Source organism: Psychrobacillus sp. NEAU-3TGS, assembly GCF_029955155.1.
In the GTDB taxonomy this organism is placed as follows: Bacteria; Bacillota; Bacilli; order Bacillales_A; family Planococcaceae; genus Psychrobacillus.
In genome coordinates, this window is the sequence record NZ_JAPNOZ010000011.1 from 614913 (window position 1) to 635044 (window position 20132).

The 20132-nt window shown below is 34.7% G+C and carries 21 protein-coding genes and 3 pseudogenes; 4 read left to right on the forward strand and 20 right to left on the reverse strand.

The features are described from left to right. Positions 1-96: 96 nt before the first annotated feature. The 14 genes and pseudogenes from OR571_RS15860 to OR571_RS15925 form a co-directional block, all read right to left on the reverse strand. Positions 97-516 (reverse strand): hypothetical protein, encoded by a 420-nt coding sequence (locus tag OR571_RS15860; protein WP_282244070.1) that lies wholly within the window; start codon positions 514-516, stop codon positions 97-99. Between the two features lie 164 nt (positions 517-680). Next, positions 681-854, reverse strand: coding sequence for a hypothetical protein (locus tag OR571_RS15865; RefSeq protein ID WP_282244072.1), 174 nt, complete (start codon positions 852-854; stop codon positions 681-683). 55 nt (positions 855-909) lie between these two features. After that, positions 910-1428, reverse strand: a complete 519-nt coding sequence (locus OR571_RS15870; protein ID WP_282244074.1) for a hypothetical protein — start codon at positions 1426-1428, stop codon at positions 910-912. A gap of 818 nt (positions 1429-2246) precedes the next feature. Continuing rightward, positions 2247-2729 carry an NUDIX domain-containing protein gene (locus OR571_RS15875; protein ID WP_282244075.1) on the reverse strand — a complete coding sequence of 161 codons (483 nt, stop codon included), beginning with the start codon at positions 2727-2729 and terminating at the stop codon, positions 2247-2249. Positions 2730-2967: 238 nt separating this feature from the next. Next, positions 2968-3129, reverse strand: a pseudogene (locus OR571_RS15880) (aspartate/glutamate racemase family protein); the annotation flags it as partial. A 5-nt stretch (positions 3130-3134) separates the two neighbouring features. Beyond that, a complete protein-coding gene (locus tag OR571_RS15885; RefSeq protein WP_282244076.1) occupies positions 3135-4040 on the reverse strand; it encodes an aminoglycoside phosphotransferase family protein in 906 nt (301 codons plus the stop codon). Between the two features lie 294 nt (positions 4041-4334). Next, positions 4335-4679, reverse strand: coding sequence for a hypothetical protein (locus tag OR571_RS15890; protein ID WP_282244078.1), 345 nt, complete (start codon positions 4677-4679; stop codon positions 4335-4337). Positions 4680-5056: 377 nt separating this feature from the next. Next, complete coding sequence (locus OR571_RS15895; protein WP_282244080.1) at positions 5057-6421, reverse strand: DUF4179 domain-containing protein; 1365 nt, start codon at positions 6419-6421, stop codon at positions 5057-5059. Continuing rightward, a pseudogene (locus tag OR571_RS15900) lies at positions 6390-6936 on the reverse strand (sigma-70 family RNA polymerase sigma factor). The gene OR571_RS15895 and the pseudogene OR571_RS15900 overlap by 32 nt, the downstream one beginning before the upstream one ends. A 394-nt stretch (positions 6937-7330) precedes the next feature. Then, positions 7331-7771 (reverse strand): hypothetical protein, encoded by a 441-nt coding sequence (locus OR571_RS15905; RefSeq protein WP_282244081.1) that lies wholly within the window; start codon positions 7769-7771, stop codon positions 7331-7333. 505 nt (positions 7772-8276) lie between these two features. Then, positions 8277-8822: a GNAT family N-acetyltransferase gene (locus tag OR571_RS15910; protein WP_282244083.1), complete on the reverse strand. Its 546-nt coding sequence runs from the start codon at positions 8820-8822 to the stop codon at positions 8277-8279. Between the two features lie 485 nt (positions 8823-9307). Then, positions 9308-10075: a GNAT family N-acetyltransferase gene (locus OR571_RS15915; protein ID WP_282244084.1), complete on the reverse strand. Its 768-nt coding sequence runs from the start codon at positions 10073-10075 to the stop codon at positions 9308-9310. A 455-nt stretch (positions 10076-10530) separates the two neighbouring features. Continuing rightward, positions 10531-11139 (reverse strand): annotated as a pseudogene (locus OR571_RS15920) (FMN-binding negative transcriptional regulator). 118 nt (positions 11140-11257) lie between these two features. Next, complete coding sequence (locus OR571_RS15925) at positions 11258-12166, reverse strand: DMT family transporter (RefSeq protein WP_282244085.1); 909 nt, start codon at positions 12164-12166, stop codon at positions 11258-11260. A gap of 149 nt (positions 12167-12315) precedes the next feature. Here OR571_RS15925 and OR571_RS15930 point away from each other — a divergent pair, with 149 nt between their 5' ends. Beyond that, the gene (locus OR571_RS15930) at positions 12316-13689 is read left to right on the forward strand and encodes an aminotransferase-like domain-containing protein (protein ID WP_282244086.1); all 1374 of its coding nucleotides are present in this window, start codon (positions 12316-12318) and stop codon (positions 13687-13689) included. A 386-nt stretch (positions 13690-14075) separates the two neighbouring features. On the opposite strand, the gene OR571_RS15935 is transcribed toward OR571_RS15930, so the two are convergent. From OR571_RS15935 to OR571_RS15945, 3 genes are all read right to left on the reverse strand, one after another. Next, entirely contained in the window at positions 14076-14267 is a 192-nt protein-coding gene (locus OR571_RS15935) for a hypothetical protein (protein ID WP_282244087.1), read from the reverse strand. Between the two features lie 92 nt (positions 14268-14359). Further along, positions 14360-15235 carry a MocR-like pyridoxine biosynthesis transcription factor PdxR gene (gene pdxR, locus OR571_RS15940; protein WP_282244088.1) on the reverse strand — a complete coding sequence of 292 codons (876 nt, stop codon included), beginning with the start codon at positions 15233-15235 and terminating at the stop codon, positions 14360-14362. Between the two features lie 11 nt (positions 15236-15246). Next, the gene (locus OR571_RS15945; protein ID WP_282244089.1) at positions 15247-15483 is read right to left on the reverse strand and encodes a GntR family transcriptional regulator; all 237 of its coding nucleotides are present in this window, start codon (positions 15481-15483) and stop codon (positions 15247-15249) included. Between the two features lie 188 nt (positions 15484-15671). Between OR571_RS15945 and OR571_RS15950 the strand changes: the two genes are divergently transcribed. The 3 genes from OR571_RS15950 to OR571_RS15960 are packed head-to-tail and all read left to right on the forward strand — an operon-like array spanning position 15672 to position 16726. Then, positions 15672-15812, forward strand: a complete 141-nt coding sequence (locus tag OR571_RS15950; RefSeq protein WP_282244090.1) for a hypothetical protein — start codon at positions 15672-15674, stop codon at positions 15810-15812. A gap of 16 nt (positions 15813-15828) precedes the next feature. Beyond that, on the forward strand, positions 15829-16434 hold the full coding sequence (locus tag OR571_RS15955) for an LLM class flavin-dependent oxidoreductase (protein WP_282244091.1): 606 nt from the start codon (positions 15829-15831) through the stop codon (positions 16432-16434). 31 nt (positions 16435-16465) lie between these two features. Next, the gene (locus OR571_RS15960; protein WP_282244092.1) at positions 16466-16726 is read left to right on the forward strand and encodes an LLM class oxidoreductase; all 261 of its coding nucleotides are present in this window, start codon (positions 16466-16468) and stop codon (positions 16724-16726) included. Between the two features lie 364 nt (positions 16727-17090). Here OR571_RS15960 and OR571_RS15965 read toward each other — a convergent pair whose 3' ends face one another. From OR571_RS15965 to OR571_RS15975, 3 genes are all read right to left on the reverse strand, one after another. Beyond that, positions 17091-17441, reverse strand: a complete 351-nt coding sequence (locus OR571_RS15965) for an Imm32 family immunity protein (RefSeq protein ID WP_282244094.1) — start codon at positions 17439-17441, stop codon at positions 17091-17093. Between the two features lie 199 nt (positions 17442-17640). Next, entirely contained in the window at positions 17641-18738 is a 1098-nt protein-coding gene (locus OR571_RS15970) for an L-dopachrome tautomerase-related protein (RefSeq protein WP_282244096.1), read from the reverse strand. A gap of 250 nt (positions 18739-18988) precedes the next feature. Further along, complete coding sequence (locus OR571_RS15975) at positions 18989-20125, reverse strand: zinc-dependent alcohol dehydrogenase (RefSeq protein WP_282244098.1); 1137 nt, start codon at positions 20123-20125, stop codon at positions 18989-18991. Positions 20126-20132 lie beyond the last annotated feature (7 nt).

Below are 20132 nucleotides of genomic sequence, written 5' to 3' on the forward strand. Positions count from 1 at the left end.
CTCCTTATGCTAAAAGGATAAATTGCTGAATCCGGCAAACATTCAAAACCAGTCCGTCTTGCCAATAAAAAAACCTTGCTAGCTAGAAAGAAGAGCTTATTGCTGCTTACTCTCTTCCCAAAACCTAATGAGTAGTCTATCTATTATGAAGAAGATTGTTGCATAAGCAAATGAAATAAGTAATGCGGTGACTAAAAGATCAAAAACTGTTAAAGAGAAAATGAAGGCACAAACTAAGGCACATCCTAAATGCTTTAAATAAGACAAACCGATATTCTTACTTGAGCTAAAGGATTCAATTGCTATTGAAGAAAGAACTCCAACAATAAAAAGAACAGGAACTGTCACAATGCTCACTGCCAATCCTATTATAAAATATGAATTAGAAGCATCACGGAAAAATACTGGCACAATGAAATATCCAATTATGGAAGTGAAAAATGCTGCAAATAGTTTTCGGTCAAGCATACTTACATGGATACCTCCAAAATTTGAGCTTGTTTGTTCGGTTTGCACTATTTTTTATAACCTACAACTTTACCTTCACCTTCTTCCATTGGCAAAACTCCAAAATCTCTACTATCCGTCCCTCTCCACCATTGATCCACTAAAACAAAAATCTTATTTTCTCTCACCTCTACGGGATTCATATTATAGTCTTTAGGCGATTCAGGGTACGCTCATAGACAAGCAGCATGTGTTTTGTAGAAAATCACATCTCCGCGATCTATATCTGAATAAGCAAGGTTCACGACCAATTCACTATGAGCCAAGGTATTATAATTATGACTTCCTCTGTCCATAGCATCCGAACACCATTCCAATAAAAATGACTTTTCATCAGGTTCTACCACTTCAACTTCTAGTTTAGTATTTGTGCCTGTAATCGCTTCCACTTCGTTTGAAGCGTTATCTGATGAACTCGCAGTTAGTAATACAGCGAACCCGATTAAAAAAGTATTTTTTTACACTAGCATTTCCTTTACTAGATTTATTTAGGAGACGTTTTTGTTTGAGTCGATTATGTCTTAGAACTTCATCCACTGCCCAAAAGAAGAACGAAGTCATAATTCCAGCAATGAAATTTATTTTCCCTTCACCCAGCCAATAGTTCTCAAAGTTAGAAAATAGGTCACTTGATAAAAATATAAAGCCATAGATAAATGTGTAAAGCATCCCAAAAAATATATGAATGAACAGTGCTACACATACTCTTGTAAATCCTTTGAATCCTTTGGTTAAATAATCAGACAAAAAGGTTACCGGAACACCATAAGCTAATATAAAAGGTGAAAATAGTAAGCTATACATCCCAATCATAGGTATCAATTCAAATGGTCTTTCCCATTCGCCAAAAACAAAAATCAAAATGAAAGTAATCGACAAAATTGTGGCAAAGAAAAAAGTCAGTGCTTTCCTTTTAATCAACCACTTCCCCCCTTTCTATAGGAGTCCTAAAACCCCATATAACCAATGCACGTCGTATTCTTAAGTTTCCTTGTCACCATCTCTTCTCTTTTATTGTTGTAACCGGTGATACATAATAATACGTTTTCCAATCTACATAAGTTTCAACATTCAGTCTTTTCGGAATAGCGGTGCCCGTTCTCAAGAAATGAATGATAATATAAAACTAGCTATTTAAAGAACTCAGAGTCTTTATTTAGGTATCTCCTACAAATATATATTTTAATTTCATGTCATTCCCCAATGACATATGTACTAATTCTGTTCTTTCAGTCTTTTGATTAGAAATATAATAACTTATATCCATGCCATCCGTATTTTTAATTACCAAATATACCCATTTCATTAACTACTTCTATGTTTTAAATAGTTATAAATAATACTAAAAACCATAATACTCATGATTGGAATATAAAACCGAAAAGGGTAGTTTGGTATAAATATAGTAAATGAAAGTAATATTGCTACTATTATGGTTCTAAAATTCTTTTCTTTATAAGAGAGTTCATTGTATTTTTTCATTATCTAATTCGCTCCTCTATAGATAATCTGCTACATGAAACTTTAATAGAAAAGACATTTTAAATAAAAAGATTTTTTTTACTCGAAAATGCTTAACCCCTTCTTGAAGGAGAGCACCCGTTAGTGGAATAAAACTAACGAATAACTCCTAATAGTTCTGTTCGGCTAAAATCCCCGTTTTTTCAATAACTTCTTAAAAATCTTTATTATTGCTATACCAACTATCCCTATAATTCCTCCTATTAGACCTTGTTTAACTAAATAAAAATCGGTAGTTCCCAATCCTCTAAAAGTCCCCATGTAATTTCAGGATTTCCTTTTGAAGATTTCATTGATCCCACATATACTTTTTCAGATGATTCTCCTGTATTGCTGTAATGATTAACTATTTCGTTGGTAGTGGCAGAAACATTTTTGTTAGCAATATCCTTATAATCCACCCATACTAATGAACCTTCATCACTCTCAATTAGAGTAGAACTTTTAGATACTCTCCCAAAGAAAACATATTGTATTCGTACTTCTTGATTATCTTTCAGTCTAATTAAAATGTACCGAAGTGTTAGATTATCTATGTAATCACTCTTTAAACCCGTTTCTTCTTCTATCTCTCTAAAACATGCTTTTAAAGGTTCATTGATTTCATAACCTTCCATGTGTCCACCTATTGGTACTAATAGACCTGCGAGAAATGTGTCTTTTGGCTTTTTTTTGAAGAAACAAAACTTCTTGTTCCTCACTTAAAAGGAAAGCAACCGCCATTTGTCTAAGTTCCAAAAATCTCGACCTCCAATTATTTACTAACTACATATTCTGCATTTAATCTTCTTGTTCCTTCTTCAACTAAACTGTCGCGTTAGTTGAAGTGTAACATTTCACAATGGTTCGCCGAAATCTACATGATGTTTTTAACATAAAAATAGAGCATCGACAGCTGGTCTTGTTGACTATAGCCCCCTTTAGTTAAAGAAGACATTCTTATTTTTCAATTGCCTTTTTAACTGATTCAAAAGCATGAATTACTGTTGTATCAAATATTGGAACTTCGGAATCCTCTTGTTTTATTAATAATCCAATCTCTGTACATCCTAATATAATCCCTTCGGCTCCCTTATCAATTAGTTTTTTGATGACTTTTTTACATTCTATTGATACCACTTAGGTTTTAATCTGCTAAAGTAATCATGATCTTCTAAATACGTATAAACTTTATCTAACATCTCATTTATGTTGTTTGGAATAGTTTTTAAAGTCCATATAATAGTAGAAAAAACACACATTGCTAGGTAAAGTGAATACAACCTCCAAAAATCTTCATCAGGTTCTTTATTATTATAATATCCTCTGATTTGCCCTATTGAAAAAGGAATGCTTACTTCCCGGCTAAAAATTCCTATCTTTAGAAATTCATGAATTGGATCTCCCCAATCATACCTGTTAAAGTCTATAACTCCAGCGAATTCTTTATTATTCACAATGATGTTTCCTAGGTGAAAATCGTCATGTTGAAATAAGTTCGGGCGTAGTTTCATTAGATGGATATTCTCATTAATAAAATTTATTATTTTATGGTCATTTTTAACCTTTACCTCACATGCTAAGTAAGCATCAATATATTTCTTATGCTTTTCAACTTTCCTTGAATACCAAGAAGAAATATAGTCTGGAGCAGATAATTGATGCATTTTTCTTAGTTCTTTTCCTGCATCAATACCAATATTATATTGTTCTTGGTCCGAGTATTTTGAGATTTCATCCTCAGCATCATTACCTTCTATGTAGGATGTAATCATATACCCCCGATTTGCTACCTCACCAATTGAAATCGGTTGTGAACATGTGACGTTATAATCCTGCATCCTCTCCATAATAGAGTATTCTGTCTTCTTTAATTCCAACTCTTCTAAATTAAACATCCGAAGTAATAGCTTTTTGTTACCATCGTGCATATGTATTACATATTTTTCATCAGTGGAAAAACCCTTTTTAACTTCAATAACTTCTTTACAATTACTTATCAAAGGAATCTGCTTTACTAGTGTTTTACTCACACCCTCACCCCTATTATCAAATTTTGAAACAATTCAATAATCTTAAACTAGTATAATTCTATGAAAAAACTACATTTCCTTCTTTCACTAAACTGCTTTAGTTTAAGTTTAACATTTCACAATGGAGTTCTGAGATTTACTTTATGTTTTGTAGAAATATAGAGACCATCGAAAGATGATGGTCTTGTTCTGGCTAAAGCACCCGTTAGTTGAAGTACAAATATTTACACTGATTGTCAGTGGACTGCTATTGGGTAAGTACCTTACAATCGATAATAATACACCTCCATGAGTTTACAAATTCGTGGATTTTATTTTTTTATAAGAAAAATAATTGTATATAAAATCGAATATTGATACGAAATAGGCTGAACCAGCAAACAAGAATATAGGGGAATCATAAGGGTGGCTAATAAAGCGTTGTAAATCAATAAAGTCTTGTAGTTCTAGATAAAGTAACCAAAATGTTGTGATGACAAAAAGAGAAATATCGTAAGCGATACTTAGTGGGCGTTTAATCTTTTTTAGAGCGAAATTAAAAATGACAATTCTAAAAAAAACAAATAGAAGTAAACAAATTTGATACGCCAATGTAACATAAATGATTGATGGCTGTATTGATTCTGGTATCGTCGGCATCAGCATAAACCCCTTTGAATAATTTAATAAATAGTTTATCGATTGGAGTTGTTATAAAGTAGGAAACGAAATTATGATTCTATAATTGTTATATAATACAAAAAGGTGTGAATTTTGATATTGCATACGAATTAGACGAGTAAAAAGAATCATTATTGAACTAACGTGCCCCGTTAGTTTAAGTGTAATTATTCACAAACTCACTAAACCTTCCTTTAGCTGACTAATGTTGATACAACTTTGATATAAGTTTCCAATTATCAAAATCTTGCTCTTTAGCCATTGTATTCTTAAATTGAAGAAAGCTTAAATTGAAATTTTGTTTATTGAATAGCCAACCCTCGTTACAAAAAAGTTGGCTATTTAAAGATTTCCATTTAATTAATATCAATTTTTATTTTCTCTAACTCAACAGGAATATTAGCGCTCAATGATCCCATATTAACTCTTATTACATAGTCATTTAGGTTAAAATCATCAATTTCACTAATATCAAATTTGCTTGTAAAGCGTAATTTATCTTTGTTAATTACTTCGACTGAGTGTTTAATCGGCTTCTCATAAATATCTTTTTCAGATTCTTTAACCAAAGTGATATCATTGTGGGCAAAATTACTGAAAAACGAGAAGACTTGATTTATGTAATTACCATTATTTATTTGGAAATCAAAAGTAACACTCTTATCTGTTTTGATAATATTTTCTATTCCAACAGCTAAATCTTGCCTTTCAGCATTAACTTCGACAGGAGTTGCTTCATCTAATTTAATATAATGATACGGTTCACTTAATGCCACTTTAGGAAGCACCTCTATATAACTAGTTTCTCCCTTTACCGACTGTGGAATAATACTTCTGCCTTTAACAATAATTCTATTGTTCTCTTTGACTGTTTCTAGATCTATTCCGTCTATGGATATAGCGATTTCTTTACCTTGGTCATCATAAGTCTCTAGTCGAACTTGATCATGCTTCCCTTCAATTGGAAAAGTAGCTGTATAATTAATAGCTGTTGATGCTTTACCTTGAATAATTGAATCGAAATGAACATTTACTTCTGCATTTTCATCGTTAGTTCCTTTGTCAACATTTACTGTCTCATAAGGAATTTGGTTTATCGGAACGTCGAAACGCCAACTTCCTTCCTTTCCTCCTATCCTTTTGAATTCAAGTGGGAAAGAAGTTTCTGAAGGTAATTCTGTTTTTGGATAGCTTAATTGTATATGCCCAATATACCCGTTCACTGATGGCTCCATATATACTAGTTCTTTGCTATCAGAAATGCCACCCTTACCATCAAATATTTCATAAAATCCTTGAACACTTCCATCTTCTTCTGTCCTTACATTTCCCTTAACAGTAAAAGTAACTCCTACTACAGCTCCATCATAATAAGCATTTGTAATAAATACATCTACACCTTTATAATTAGAGGTTTGATTCAATTCTGTTATCAAATCTTGAGACTGTAAGTCTCGGCCTACGGCATCATTAAAAGCAGTATATACATTTCCGAGCAACGGTACTTCCGCCATAACGTGAGATATGGAAGGAGAAATGAAACTTGAAGAAATAAATATTGTTGCTGCAGCAACTGAAAACCATACAACTTTATTTGGACTTTTTGTATTTTTAGGTTCATTATGACCAGCACGTTCCTTTCCGGCCCTAATTGCATTTAAAACACCGTCTTTAGGTACTTCAATTTTCTCATATACTTCTCGAAATGATTTTTTCTCCATTATAGTTCATTCCTCCTAACAATTTTTTTAATCGTTCTTTCCCTCTACTCAAATAAGTTTTTACTGTATTTTCCGGTATCTTCATCACTTTTGCCACTTCACTTATAGGGAGATCATGAAAATAAAAAAGAATGATAGCATTCTTTTGCTTTTTATCTAGTCTATTAATAGCCTCTATTACGTCTAGAATGTCCTCTCTTTTTTCCCTTTTATCCGCAGTAAGCTCGATCATATTATTCAAAGGTAATTCTTTCTTGCTCTTTTTTAAAATATCATAAGAGCAGTTTATAAGTATTTTTGTTAGCCAAGTTAAAAAGAACTCTTCATTTTTCAATTGACCAATTGATAAAAAAAGCTTTGTAGGATGTCTCTTGAACAACATCTAAGGCATCTTCCCGATTCCGAACATACAAGTAAGCAGTACGGTACAATTGATCGCCGTATATAACAAGAAGTTCCTCTAGACATTCCTTGTTTCCCTTTATCGCCTTTTTAATTAGTTTAAGGTCATTCATCTATTTGACCTCCTTTCCGCTTATTAGAGCTAGATTATTATAAAAAAGTTTCAACTTTTTATTTTTCAAGGAAAAAACACGGTTCTGTCAACATTAAAAAAAGAGCGTCTCATGACGGCTCTTATTATATAGCATTCTATATCTTAAATTTTGGAGGTTAAGAAAAAATTACTTCAACTAACCTGCTGTGTTAGTTGAAGTGTAACATTCCACAATGTATCGCCAAAATCTATATGTTCTTTTGCACATAAAAACAGACCATCGAAATGATGGTCTTGTTTAGCTAAAGCACACGTTAGTGTCGAGAATTAATAAAGTTCTTTTAAAAATAATAAAGATTTATAAAATTGAAAGCTTCGTTAAGGCGATTGTTTATACTTTGTTCCCAATAGCATTATCTTTTTCTTCCAATATGCAAAGATACTGCACCATTTGCCGAACTATAAGTAGCAGTTACGGTTCTACCATTGGCAGTAAATTTCTCAGGAATGTCATTATTATTAAAGTAATTCCATACACGTTCCGCATCTTCTTCAAAATACAATTTAAATAATTCTCTTGTTATGACGGGAATTCGATAGGATTCCTCTAGGACTGGATCTGTCCAAAAGAGAAACATAAGAGATACTTCTTCATCTGACCATGGGCCTTCTCCAATAAAATGGATAGCTTTCGGGTAAGAAGGTATTGAATAAGTACCGTCTTTAAAACCCAGTTCATTATGTAATATTTGATAGTTTTTAATAAGATTAGGACTCCACTTTGATTTTAGTACTGGTGCTACCCAACCATCTGGAAAGGGTTTATCTAATGACTTTGTTTGGCTTTGTAACAAGGACAATTTCCATTTAGATGGCGTTTCATACTTTACTTTTGAGCTGTTCTTTTAAACAAAGCTTCCGCCACCTACACCATAAAGTCCCCCATGATTTTTAATACTATACTTAAGAACTAAAATAATTCAGAATGAACTCAATTAAGAGGAAGAAACTTAATTAATTATTCAACTATCCTGCCCCATTAGTTTAAGTGTAACATTTCACAATGGATCGCCGAAATCTAATTGATGTTTTGGACATAAAAATAGACCATCGAAATGATGGCCACATTTTGCTAAAGCACCCGTTAGTATAAGTAAAGCACTTCACAAACTTCGATAAAAAAGAGAGTTGCCAAGCAACTCCATAGATAAGTACAAAATCCTCGTACATTATACAATTTAAAACTTCACCACCACGTACTCTTCTTGAAGTAGTGGTGGTGAAGTTTTAAAATTATACAAGTCAGTCTTGTGAGTGACTCGTTTCGTTTACATATATTATATCGGAAGTGAAATGAGCTTACACATCCAAACTGTTGATGACAGCTAGTATTTGATGATCTGTCCATTTGCCATTAATCTTTAGATTTTCTTTAGCTATACCTTCTTTTTTAAACCCTCCTTTTTCTAATACACGAATAGATGCTGTATTGTCAGGCATAGCTCCTGCTTCAATTCTATGTAGTTTTAATTCTCTAAAAGCAAAATCCACAACAAGCTGAAGAGCTTCTGTTGTATAGCCCTTTCCATTATACTCCTTATCTAAAGTAAAGCCGGTATAACAGCTCTGGAGGTCTCCCCTAACAATTTGATTTAATGAAATGTCTCCGATAAGTTTATCAGTTGTTTTTAAAAAGATTCCAAAAGCATATAATTGCCCTTCATCTGTCTTTTTTAATGCCTGTTCAATGCGTATTTTTTGATGTTCTTCTGTATAAAAGGCTTCTGTAAGTAATGGGCTAACTCGTTGAAAAAATTCGCGATTTCTAATATGCAAGTTAGTTAACTCTCTGACGTCAGAAGTTTTGTAAAGTCGAAGATATATTTCTTCCCCTACTAGCTTCATAAAATACCCTCCAATATCTTTTTACTGCCATTATATTCAAATTAGGCAAAAGTATTCTTATTGCACTAAACTGTCCCTTTAGTTCAATAAGAAAAATGGCTTTACCCCTTCTTGAAGTAAAGCACCCGTTAGTTTAAGTAAAATACTTCACAATCTTTTATACAACTTTATAAACTTAATTCCTTAAATGCGTTATCAATGCAAAATTACGAAATCTTTTTGGGTTCTCACCAGATTTTTGTGGATTTACAACGATAAGTAATATGCAAAGTCGTATGCAATAACTGAGATTGTACAGCATTGTTCAAAATGCTTCCAAACCGTCGTTGTAACTGACTTTCAAAGAACTTGCATAAAAAGCTGTATAAAGAATGGGACAAAAAAAGAGACAAACACTGAACTAACAGTGTTTGTCGCCTTTTAGTGTATGTCCAAACTTGTATTTGGGAACGTTATTAGTTTAATTTTGTATGCTTTATAAATTCTTATTCAAATACAACCATTTCTCCTACATCTATAAATCCAAAGCGCTTATAGATATTTTTTCCATCATCTGATGCTTGTAAGACAACGGGTTTTTGTTTATCTTTTGTTTGTGTAAGAAGGTATTGAAACATTTCACTGCCATGTCCTTTACCTCTAAATGTTTCTTTTGTCATAACATCATAAATACCATAACTTTCTTTGCTATCTATTAATAAACCAGTAGATACAGCTATTTCACCAACACGTCCAATAAACATTTGAATTTCAGAACCTAAATTTACTTCAGAAAATTTATTAAAATATTTTTCTAACGCATCTTTTTCCGTTGTACCTTCAAATAGGCTTAAAAAAACCTCTTTATATTCATTAAGTTCTTCAAAATTTCCCACAGGAGTAATCATAAGCTGTTGAGATCTTCTTTGACCGACATTAAGCGTATTTTCAAGTTTCATCATCACATTACGTTCTGTTTCTTTTAGGTCGTATTCTTGCATCAGGTCTTGCCAGCGAGCGTTCAAATACCGAGAGTCAATCCACGTACTAAAGGGATATTCTTTAAGAGACATATTTTCGATGCTGCTTCTAATATTAGATGCATTTTTTATATGTGCAGACTTCGGCAAAAGTATATTGAATGTATCAGTGGGTATTTCTGTATTTGCCAAAACGAAATCTTCTTCTTCGACAAGATTTCCATTAACTGCATAAGTGAATATTCTTAATTTTTCTTCTAGATTATTTATAACTAATTGTTGATTTGCAATCATTTCTTTGCCCCTTCCCATTACATAGAGCGCGCGCTCTTTTTATTATAGGAGCAATTCAATAATAATAATACATTGTTCACAGTTTTTATATCCTCCCATAATTTTCAGAAAGCTTAAGGCACATTTGTTTATTTACTCCAAAGTCCCGTCTTGTATTAAACTTCTTCGTTGAAAAAAGTCCCCAAAGCGTCGTTTGGTAAAATTTCTTTACTTAGCGTTGTAAATCTGATGGTAGTCCTTGTTGCACTAACCTGCCTCTTTAGTTTAAGTGTAACAATTCATAATGCATATCTGATCAACTTAATGTTTTGGACATAAAAATAGACCATCGAAATGATGGCCATATTTTGCTAAAGCACCCGTTAGTTGAATAATAAAAGGGGCTCTTATTAAACAATCGCGCCCGATTGTTGAAGATTATTATAAAGTAAAGCTCCCATTTATTTTTATTTGCGCTATTGTATGTTTTTCTTTATAAGGGATGCAATTTGTAGATTATTTTGATTAGAAGTGTTTTCTAGACGCTTAATAATTAATTCTTGACGTTCCACAGGATGATTTTGACTTAACTTAGCTTTTACTTCCATTTTTGTTATGTTTATTTTGAATGCTACAATCCCATTATTCATTCCTTCGATAAATTTTGAATCCACATCTTTTAACTTATACGAGCTATCTGCTATTTCATATTTGTTTACCATGTCATTTAAAGAATTGAATATTACGTTTGGATTCTCTACAATCTCCATCTCTCCGTATAAATGGATAGACACATAATTCCAAGTTGGTACTGCTTTTGTTGTTTCGTACCAAGACGGTGAGATATAACAGTGTGGACCTTGAAAAACTACAAGAACCTGTTGGTCCTCTATATCCTTCCATTGTTCGTTCTGACGGGCGAAATGACCATATAAAACATGTTCAGATTTAATTAGTGTGAGTGGCAGATGGGTAGCGTAGGGTTATCCATTGTGCTGAGAAAATAAAGTAGCAAAGCTGTATTTTTCGATAAAATCATAAATTATTTCTTCATCATTCACTTGGAATTGTTTGGGGATATACACTCTTTAACGCCTCCTGAATTTGCCCTAATAATTGGGGTAATGTAGAAAATTCAAAAAAAAAGCTTCGATATGAGATAGTCTGCAATGCAATTTGACATCTACAAAGATACAAATACTTCTATGATGAGGAAACGTTATTTTCATAATGTGACTCCCTCTTTACCACGGATGCATTCTTCCCCATTATTACGCAAATCACAACTATAAAAGCTAAAACAATCGTTAGCCAATTAATCGATTCTCCTAAGAATAATACAGAAAATCCGATCATTAAAAAGGGTTGTAAGTATTGAATCTGCCCTACTCTAGCAATGCCTCCTAAAGACATCCCACCGTACCATGCAACATACGCTAAAAATTGACTTACAACACCTAAATAGAACAAACTGATCCAAGCTTCGATAGGCGCTTGTAACATATTAACTGAGATGCTGAAGGCAACAGGAACAATAAAAAACGGGGCGCCAATTAATATAGCCCAAGCAATCACTTGCCAACTACCAAGCTCTTTTGAGAGTTTTCCACCTTCTGCATAACTTAACCCGAGTAATATGACAGCCGCAATTAGTGCAAAATCTCCTTTTTGTAGTTGCCCTAAACCTAAATATACGGCATACATAAGCACTGTAATAGCACCCATTATACTCGCAATCCAATAGCGTTTCGAAGGTCGCTCACCTCCACGCCACATAGCAAAACCAGCCGTTGCAAGTGGTAGTAAAGCAATTTCTATTGCACCATGAGATACAGGCAATGATTTCATTGCAAATGTTGTTAATAATGGAAAGGCAAGTACAGCCCCTATAGCGACAATAACTAAGCTCATGAATTGTCTTTTATTCGGTAATGATTGCTTTTTTATAATAAAAATAGTCCCTACGATGATTGCTGCAATAACTGTCCTACCTAAACCAACGATTATCTCACCAAAATAAGGGACAGCAATACTTGTAGCTGGTAATGTAAGACTAAAACAAACTATCCCTATAAACCCTAATACCATTCCCCTTTTTATGTTGTTCTCCATACAAATCCCCCTTCACATTCATAAAAATATATCCCATAATCATAGTTAAAAGGATAAGCTAATTAAACATGATTGTACTGAATATCAACTCTTTTTAATATAAGGGAATTCCACATCTGTCATGGTACAGATAACCAAGGAGAGTATAAATGACAACAAAATTTAGAGGAATTTTAGAATGGGTGAAACAACAAATTGAGGAAGAGAAGTTAAAGGCAGGAGACAAATTACCATCGATTCGTCTGCTCGCTGAACAATTTCAATGTAGTAAAAATACGGTAGTTAAGGCATTATTTGAATTGGAAAAACAGCATATTGTGTATGCCAAACCTAAAAGTGGCTATTACGTTGTTGATGATTATCAAACACCTAGTACACATGAAAATGGTATTGATTTTTTATCGGCTGGTCCAGATCAACGAATCATGCCGTATGAGGACTTTCAGCATTGTATTAATCAAGCCATTGACCATTATAAAGAGCAATTATTTACCTATAGCGAGCATCAGGGACTTTTCTCTTTACGAGTGGAGCTTGTAAGGTATTTAAGACAATTACAAGTATTCACGAAACCTGAACGACTTGTTATTACTTCTGGGTCACAACAAGCACTTCATGTTCTGTCCAATATGCCCTTTCCAAATGGGAAAAAGAATATATTGATTGAACAACCTACTTATTTTGGCATGGTTGATATATTAAAGTTAAATCATATACCTACTTTAGAAATTGAATTATCAATGGAGGGCATTGACTTTGAAAGACTTGAGAACTTATTTCGAGCTAATGATATTAAATTCTTTTACATCATTCCAAGATGTCATAATCCACTAGGACATCATTATACAAATGATGAAAAGAAAAAAATCGTTGCTCTTGCAGAAAAATACGATGTGTATATCGTAGAGGATGATTATTTAGCAGAATTAGATCCGAATACAAAAGCAGACCCTTTGTTTGCTTACGAACCTAACGGAAGAGTTATTTATGTAAAGAGTTTCTCGAAAGTATTTCTGCCAGGACTACGGATTGCTACTGTTGTACTTCCTGAAAAAATGATTTCCTCATTCGTACGCTATAAATTTAGCACCGATTTTAATACATCTCCACTTTCACAAGGAGCATTAGAAATCTATTTAAAGAGTGGTATGTTTCAATATCATTTAGAAAGCGTAAAAGAATTGTACATCAAAAAAATGAAAACATTATTAGAAGCTTGTTCATTGTATTTACCGAACTATGTGCAATTTACAAAGCCAATAAGTGGTTTTTATCTCACCATCTTTTTGCCTTCCCATATAGATGTCGAGAAATTGATTTACCTATTACATGAAAAACATATATACCTAGACAACGCTTCAAGAATGTACTTAGCCGAAAATAAACAGAAGGCAATTAGACTAAGCATTTCACAAGTAAATGAAAATAAAATCCATTTCGGTATTCAACAATTAGCTACTTTTATAATCGATATGTGTGAAAAAAAGAAATACAATCCACTCTCGTTTAAATCCTATCATTAAAGTCAATAAGACATCTTTGATTCAATCTATCTTATTTATAATCAAAGCTTTAGCTATTATACAAGAAAAATAAAAAAAGTCGATTCCTTAATGTGCAGAAGGAATAGACTTTTTTAAGTTGAATTCTGCTTAGCTTACAAAGTTCCGAAATTGGTATTCCTTATAGCAGTTATTCAACAATCTGGCCCGATTGCTGAACAACACTCTTCAACTAAACTGCTTCTTTAGTTCAATTAGAAATAAGCTTTACTCTTTCTTGGAGTAAAGCACCCGTTAGTTGAATAAGTGCCTTTTTTTCTATTGCACATTTTGGCCGAAGTACGATTTAATCTTCTTCGCATACTTTTTTTGTTTTTTTACCTATCAAGATGGCTAGTATTGACTGGTTAAAACCAAGCTCGGAAAAGAGAATGAATCCCCAAAACGATATCTTCATTGCTTAATCCGCCAAAACCGATTTGTACCATTGACGCCTCAGCCTGGGTTTGATTCTCCCAATAAAGAGATACTGCGTAAACCTTGACTCCTTTTTGAGCTGCCGCTCTAATTAACTCCTCTTCACCCATACCATTATACACGCAATAAAATATGCAGCCCAGCACTCTCTCCTATTACCGTAACCTTTTCACCCATTAACTTCCGAACCGTCTCAATCAGAGTGGATTGTTTTTTATGATATACAATTCCGCATTTTACGAATGTGAGCTTCCCAAATGCCTTTACTCATAAACAGTTCTAGTGTCTTCTGATGAAACCATGATACTGTTTGATCATACAATCTATAATCTTGCTTATTATATAGTGCCATTAAGTCTGGAGGCAGTATCATATAAGCGATGCGCAGAGAGGGCAGAAGACATTTGGAGAAGGTTCCAAGATAGACAGTACGTTGATTTGCATCTAGACTTTGGAGAGAAGGAATTGGTTTTCCGACATATTTAAACTCGCTGTCATAATCATCTTCAATGATAATGCCATCTAGGTCTTTCGCCCATTTAAGTAATTGTATTCTTTTGGCGATTGGCATGACCATTCCGTATGGAAACTGGTGAGATGGGGTAATGTAGACAACCCTAGATTTGCTCTCATATAACTTGGAGATGTTAATGCCGTCCTTATCTAAACGTATAGGATGGATACTGAATCTATTATTACGAAAAATCGTACGAACTCCATCGTAGCCTGGTTCTTCAATCGCAATGTTGTTGTTAGTACTTCCAATTAAACTAGATAACATGTTAAACAGATACTGAATGCCTGCTCCTATAATAATTTGATCAGGTGAGCAGTTTACCCCCCTAGAATCATACAGATATTTAGCAATTTCTAAACGAAGACCATGTTCCCCTTGAGGATTCCCATAAGAGAACAACTCCACTTTTTCGGGTTGTAAGCTTAGATTAGATAATTTGCGCCAAGTAGCAAGCGGAAAGTGAGCTTTATCCACACCACCATATCGAAAATCATATTGAATCGGAGCAGTGTCCGGCTCGATTAATTCAACAAGCTTTCTTTTAATTGAATACAGCGTTGGTAACTTGTTCAACTCCAATTCGACTACATATAACCACTCCTTGGCCTACTTTGAACATATCCTTCGTCTATCAATCTGTGATATGCCGATTCAACCGTATTTCGGCTAATATGTAGATGTGATGAAAGCGCACGGATAGAAGGCAATCGTGTCTTAGCCTTCAGTTTGCCTCTTATAATATCTTTTTTGATGTGCTGATATATTTGGAAATATAACGGCTCTTCAGATTTTTCCTTTAGTAATAACGTAATTTCGATCATACTAGCCTCCTTACTCCCTAAACTGACCCCATAATAACATTTAGATTTGTCACTACTCACGGAGCCAGTTAATTTTAAAATTATATCATTACCAATGAAATATACGACTTTAGTTACTCTCGTATTGTAAAGGAACAGCGTGCCTGTAACTGATGATTAGTTAACCCATTGTTTAGGAAGAGAATGAATTGGAAACAAAATCAAAGAATAAAAAATCTCATCATGAGAGACAGCAATTAACTTCAACATCAGGAAAGTTCAACGAACACCCAGGCTATCGCCGGATGTTCGCCCCAAATAAACTCACAATCGGTTTTCCTGCCGATTAATTTCTATACAGGCCAGATGGATGATTTAAAAGACCAAGCTGATATCGTGGAAATGATTGATCAACGTAATTTTGCATCGATTTGGGTACGGGATGTACCCTTATTTGATCCTAATTTTGGGGATGCTGGACAGGTCTTCGATCCATTTGTCTATTTAGCATATCTTGCTGCGAGGACAAAGAATGTATCCTTAGCAACAGGAAGTGCAATTTTCACACTACGCCATCCCATGGACTTGGCAAAATCAGCATCATCTATCGATGTGCTGTCTGGTGGGCGTCTTATTCTTGGAATTGCTTCAGGTGACCGAGCCATAGAATTTCCGGCTTATGGAATCGATGCCAATCACCGTGATGTGCGGTTCCGTGAGACAGTTGAATTTTTCCGCAACTTCATTCAACATCCGCGACCATCAATTCAATCGTCCCTTGGGCAAGTAAAGGGGGTGGAAATGCTTCCTAAACCTGCAACTGGTGATATTCCACTTATTGTTACAAGATCAAGCCAACAATCGGATGGCTGGATAGCGGAAAATAGCGATGGTTGGCTAACTTTATCCGGGAGCAACAGCAGATGCATCTGGTCCCCAGAGGCTCTCAGAAAAAATAGACTCCTGGCGTAAAAAAATACCAGACGGATTATTCAAGCCGCACATGACTAACGAATGGATTGATCTTGTGGAAGATCCCGATTATCCAAGAACACCGATCCGTGGCGGATATATTTTACGGACAGGTCGAAAGGGTTTGATTGAACTTTTGAAAGAATGGCAGGCAGTTGGTGTCAACCACGCTGCACTCGGAATTCAGTTTTCGAGCCGACCACCTGCTGATGTGATTAAAGAGTTGGCAGAGGAAGTACTACCGCTCTTCCCATCGCATGAGGGGCCTAATCCTCTACACACTAAATGGTGATATATGTCTTTCCTGCTAGTAAGACAAACTAGAGACTTTTTTATTATACGTTTTGCGACCGTATTGTTATTTCAGTATAGGACCAAGATAAAAATTAAGCCATCTTGGTCTTTATCTTTACAGCTTGTGTTTTAACGCACTTTCCAGTTGATTTTCATAATCTATCACCTTAAACATCTTAGTTCTATACAAACTTGGAATCGTCCTTATTAAACTAACCTGCTACTTTAGTTTAAGTGTAACATTTCACAATGCATATCTGAGATCAACCTAAAGTTTTGAACATAAAAAATTGACCATCAAAATGATAGCCATATTTTGCTAAAGCACCCTTTAGTTTAAATACATTGTCTCATAATCTCACTTAAACTTCTTCTTTTGTATATTCAGTAAATGAATCGAAATCTCCACAACCCAATATAAGTTCACAACTCTCTGGGTGAAGCATAATCCCTTTAGATTGGACTACATATTCTTTGTTTATCGGTTCTATATGGAAGTGCTTTCCATTACCATAATCGTGTGCTAAACGAATTAACTCAGTACCTAATCCGAGCAAAGCATTTTTACTTAGAGTAATTTGTACTCTACAATTCGGCGTTATATCATTTCCGCCACTATCCATAACGGATACTAATGCAATGTTGTCTCCTTTTATTTCAAAAGCTTCTTCTTTATCAAAATCGTTATCTAAATCAATAATGTAATCAGACATAATTAACCCACATCCGTTCTAATATAAGTATATAAGTTTAATTTCCCCTAACCCGTTAATTCAATGAGAAAAAGCTACCCTTACAGGCAGCCACTTGCTTAACGCTGATTGGTCACATAGGAAAATAAACATAACTATGCTATGAATTTTAAACACCCCAAAGCACCTCATGAGGGATAGCTACCTTCGTTTAAGATTATTATGAAAAGGTAGGAGCAGGGAATTCATCAATTCTCATACGAAGTAAACTGTATGGTTTTTCCCGCAGGTCTCTTCCATAATGAAATCTCGCCTGTCGATGTAATTGATTCACTATGACATATAAGTATTGATCGGGGCCAATAGAAAAAGTATCCGGCCATAAAATTCTCGGGTCATGTGCGATGGTTTCCATCACGCCATTCGGCAATATCTTCCGGATACTGTTGTTTTCATAGTCTCCCGCATAAATGTTGCCTTTTGCGCAGGTGATCATTCCATCAGACGCGCCTTTTTCCCCCCAATACTGCACATATTGGGATAAATTAATGTCCTGTATCCTTCTGTCTCTTAGGGCTTCTGTTGAGATCGAGAACAGCTGACGGCTGGTTAGCGGAGCATAAAATAAAACGTTTCCATCAGGAGAAATTGCTAAACTATCGGAAGCCAATCTAAATGGGGAAGTCGAGCCGTCAGGGTTTCGATTCATCAAAATTTCACCTTCTACTTTCGGTAAAAAATAGGGATCTGGTGAAGTTGATGTTGCCCCATTTAACCGTCTAAACGCGTTCCCATTTTCTAAATCTACGACGATAATGCCCCCTGGTCCTCTGGAAGAAGAATCCGTTATATATGCATAGCCTGCTCTTCCAACCCGAAAATCCAAACGGACATCATTCAAATAAGTTGTTGGCAAGACAACATCTTCTGTAAAGGTATATACTCTCCTTATTGTATTCGTGCTTAAATCAACAGTAACTAATTTTGCTCCCCCCTGAACAGGTTCAGAAAAATTTGGTGCCCCTGTGTCTAGTACCCAAAGTGTTCCTCTTCCATCAGCAACGATACTTTGGACACTAACGAAAGACATCGAAATATTTCTAGTCTTAACCAAATTAACTTCTAAACTGGGATAAGGCTGCAATTCACCCTCAACAATTTCCGCCACAGTAAATTGAACGTTGTCTCCCCATTTCGGAAAGCAAACAAAAATACGACCAGTTTCGGAAACGCTGACACCTGTAGGCATAGCCCCATAAAAAGCATGCACCAGTTCAAACTGCCCAAAATATTTTTCCATAGGTAATATAGGTTGCATGATATCCTCCTCATCAAATTCGATCGAATATACCTATATATGTTGAGATTTTCTTTTAATGCCTGGTTCTTGATAATTTTTTCTATCGTGATTGGATGGGACAATCCATGTATACAAAAAATTACAAATGAATCGATTGCACTGATTAAATAATATTTCATTATATGCATGTTAAGGAATACAATTATTATTCTCTCCAAAATCTAAAAAAGCACCTCAAAAGAGATGCTCGAAAACTAACCCGCCATATTTACGGTTTTAATACAACTTTTATACAGTCTTCCATTTTGGTGTCAAATACTTCATAGCCATGCTTAGCTTGATCTAAAGGAAGTACATGAGTGATAATATCACTTGGATCAACCTTACCTTGGGCAATTAAATTATATAAATGCGGCATGTAGTGAATAACTGGAGCTTGACCTGTCCTAATATTAACATTTCGTTGGAAGATGTCACCTAATGGGAATGCATTATAACGTGCCCCGTAAACTCCTGTAATTTGAATTGTTCCACCTTTGCGAACAGCTTGACTTGCAATTACTAGAGCTCCCATAGCTCCTCCTTGTAATTTCAGACCAGATGCAAGAAATTCCAGTGGAGTCATTTTTCCACTCATTCCTACGCAGTCAATGACTACATCTGCTCCCCCCTGGGTTATTTCTTTTAAATATTCACCACAATTTTCATGATCTTCAAAGTTAACAATTTCCACTTTATTCGTACGTTTTGCATGTTTTAAACGATAACCAACGTAATCAACTGCAATAACTCTCTTTGCACCTTTTAACCACGCGAATTTTTGGGCTAACAGACCAACCGGACCGCATCCTAATATTACGACCGTATCACCTGCTTTCACTCCCGCATTGTCTACACTCCAAAATGCTGTAGATGCAGCATCTGCAAGTAACACTAAACTCTCATCCGCTACTTCACTGTTTTCTGGAATCTTGAAAGGTGTAAAATTAGCATATGGAACACGCATAAATTCCGCTTGACCACCTGGGAATCCTCCCGTAGTATCTGAGTAGCCAAAATAAGCGCCCATTTCTCCATTTTCATTCGCATTGTCGCATTGACTTTCTAATTCATGATTACAGTACCAACATTGACCACATGCTATGTTAAATGGGATTATAACGCGATCCCCTTTTTTAACTTTCGTTACATCCTTACCTACTTCTTCTACAATTCCCATAGGTTCATGTCCAATAACATAATCCTCTCCAAGGTTTGGGATCATCCCATGAATTAAGTGTAAGTCTGATCCGCAAATGGCAGTAGTAGTCAGTTTAACTATAATATCATCCGCTTTTTGGATGCTTGGGTCTTTCACGTTTTTTACTTGAACATTTTTTACACCTTGAAAAGTAACAGCTTTCATTATTTAA

What these genes read in the sequence shown, in the direction of transcription:
- OR571_RS15955 (WP_282244091.1), top strand. Translation starts at nt 15,829, where the DNA reads ATGGATGATTTAAAAGACCAAGCTGATATCGTGGAAATGATTGATCAA.
- OR571_RS15945 (WP_282244089.1), bottom strand. Translation starts at nt 15,483, where the DNA reads ATGATCGAAATTACGTTATTACTAAAGGAAAAATCTGAAGAGCCGTTA.
- OR571_RS15930 (WP_282244086.1), top strand. Translation starts at nt 12,316, where the DNA reads ATGACAACAAAATTTAGAGGAATTTTAGAATGGGTGAAACAACAAATT.
- OR571_RS15925 (WP_282244085.1), bottom strand. Translation starts at nt 12,166, where the DNA reads ATGGAGAACAACATAAAAAGGGGAATGGTATTAGGGTTTATAGGGATA.
- OR571_RS15960 (WP_282244092.1), top strand. Translation starts at nt 16,466, where the DNA reads ATGACTAACGAATGGATTGATCTTGTGGAAGATCCCGATTATCCAAGA.
- OR571_RS15970 (WP_282244096.1), bottom strand. Translation starts at nt 18,738, where the DNA reads ATGCAACCTATATTACCTATGGAAAAATATTTTGGGCAGTTTGAACTG.
- OR571_RS15965 (WP_282244094.1), bottom strand. Translation starts at nt 17,441, where the DNA reads ATGTCTGATTACATTATTGATTTAGATAACGATTTTGATAAAGAAGAA.
- OR571_RS15910 (WP_282244083.1), bottom strand. Translation starts at nt 8,822, where the DNA reads ATGAAGCTAGTAGGGGAAGAAATATATCTTCGACTTTACAAAACTTCT.
- OR571_RS15975 (WP_282244098.1), bottom strand. Translation starts at nt 20,125, where the DNA reads ATGAAAGCTGTTACTTTTCAAGGTGTAAAAAATGTTCAAGTAAAAAAC.
- OR571_RS15915 (WP_282244084.1), bottom strand. Translation starts at nt 10,075, where the DNA reads ATGATTGCAAATCAACAATTAGTTATAAATAATCTAGAAGAAAAATTA.
- OR571_RS15895 (WP_282244080.1), bottom strand. Translation starts at nt 6,421, where the DNA reads ATGGAGAAAAAATCATTTCGAGAAGTATATGAGAAAATTGAAGTACCT.
- OR571_RS15890 (WP_282244078.1), bottom strand. Translation starts at nt 4,679, where the DNA reads ATGCCGACGATACCAGAATCAATACAGCCATCAATCATTTATGTTACA.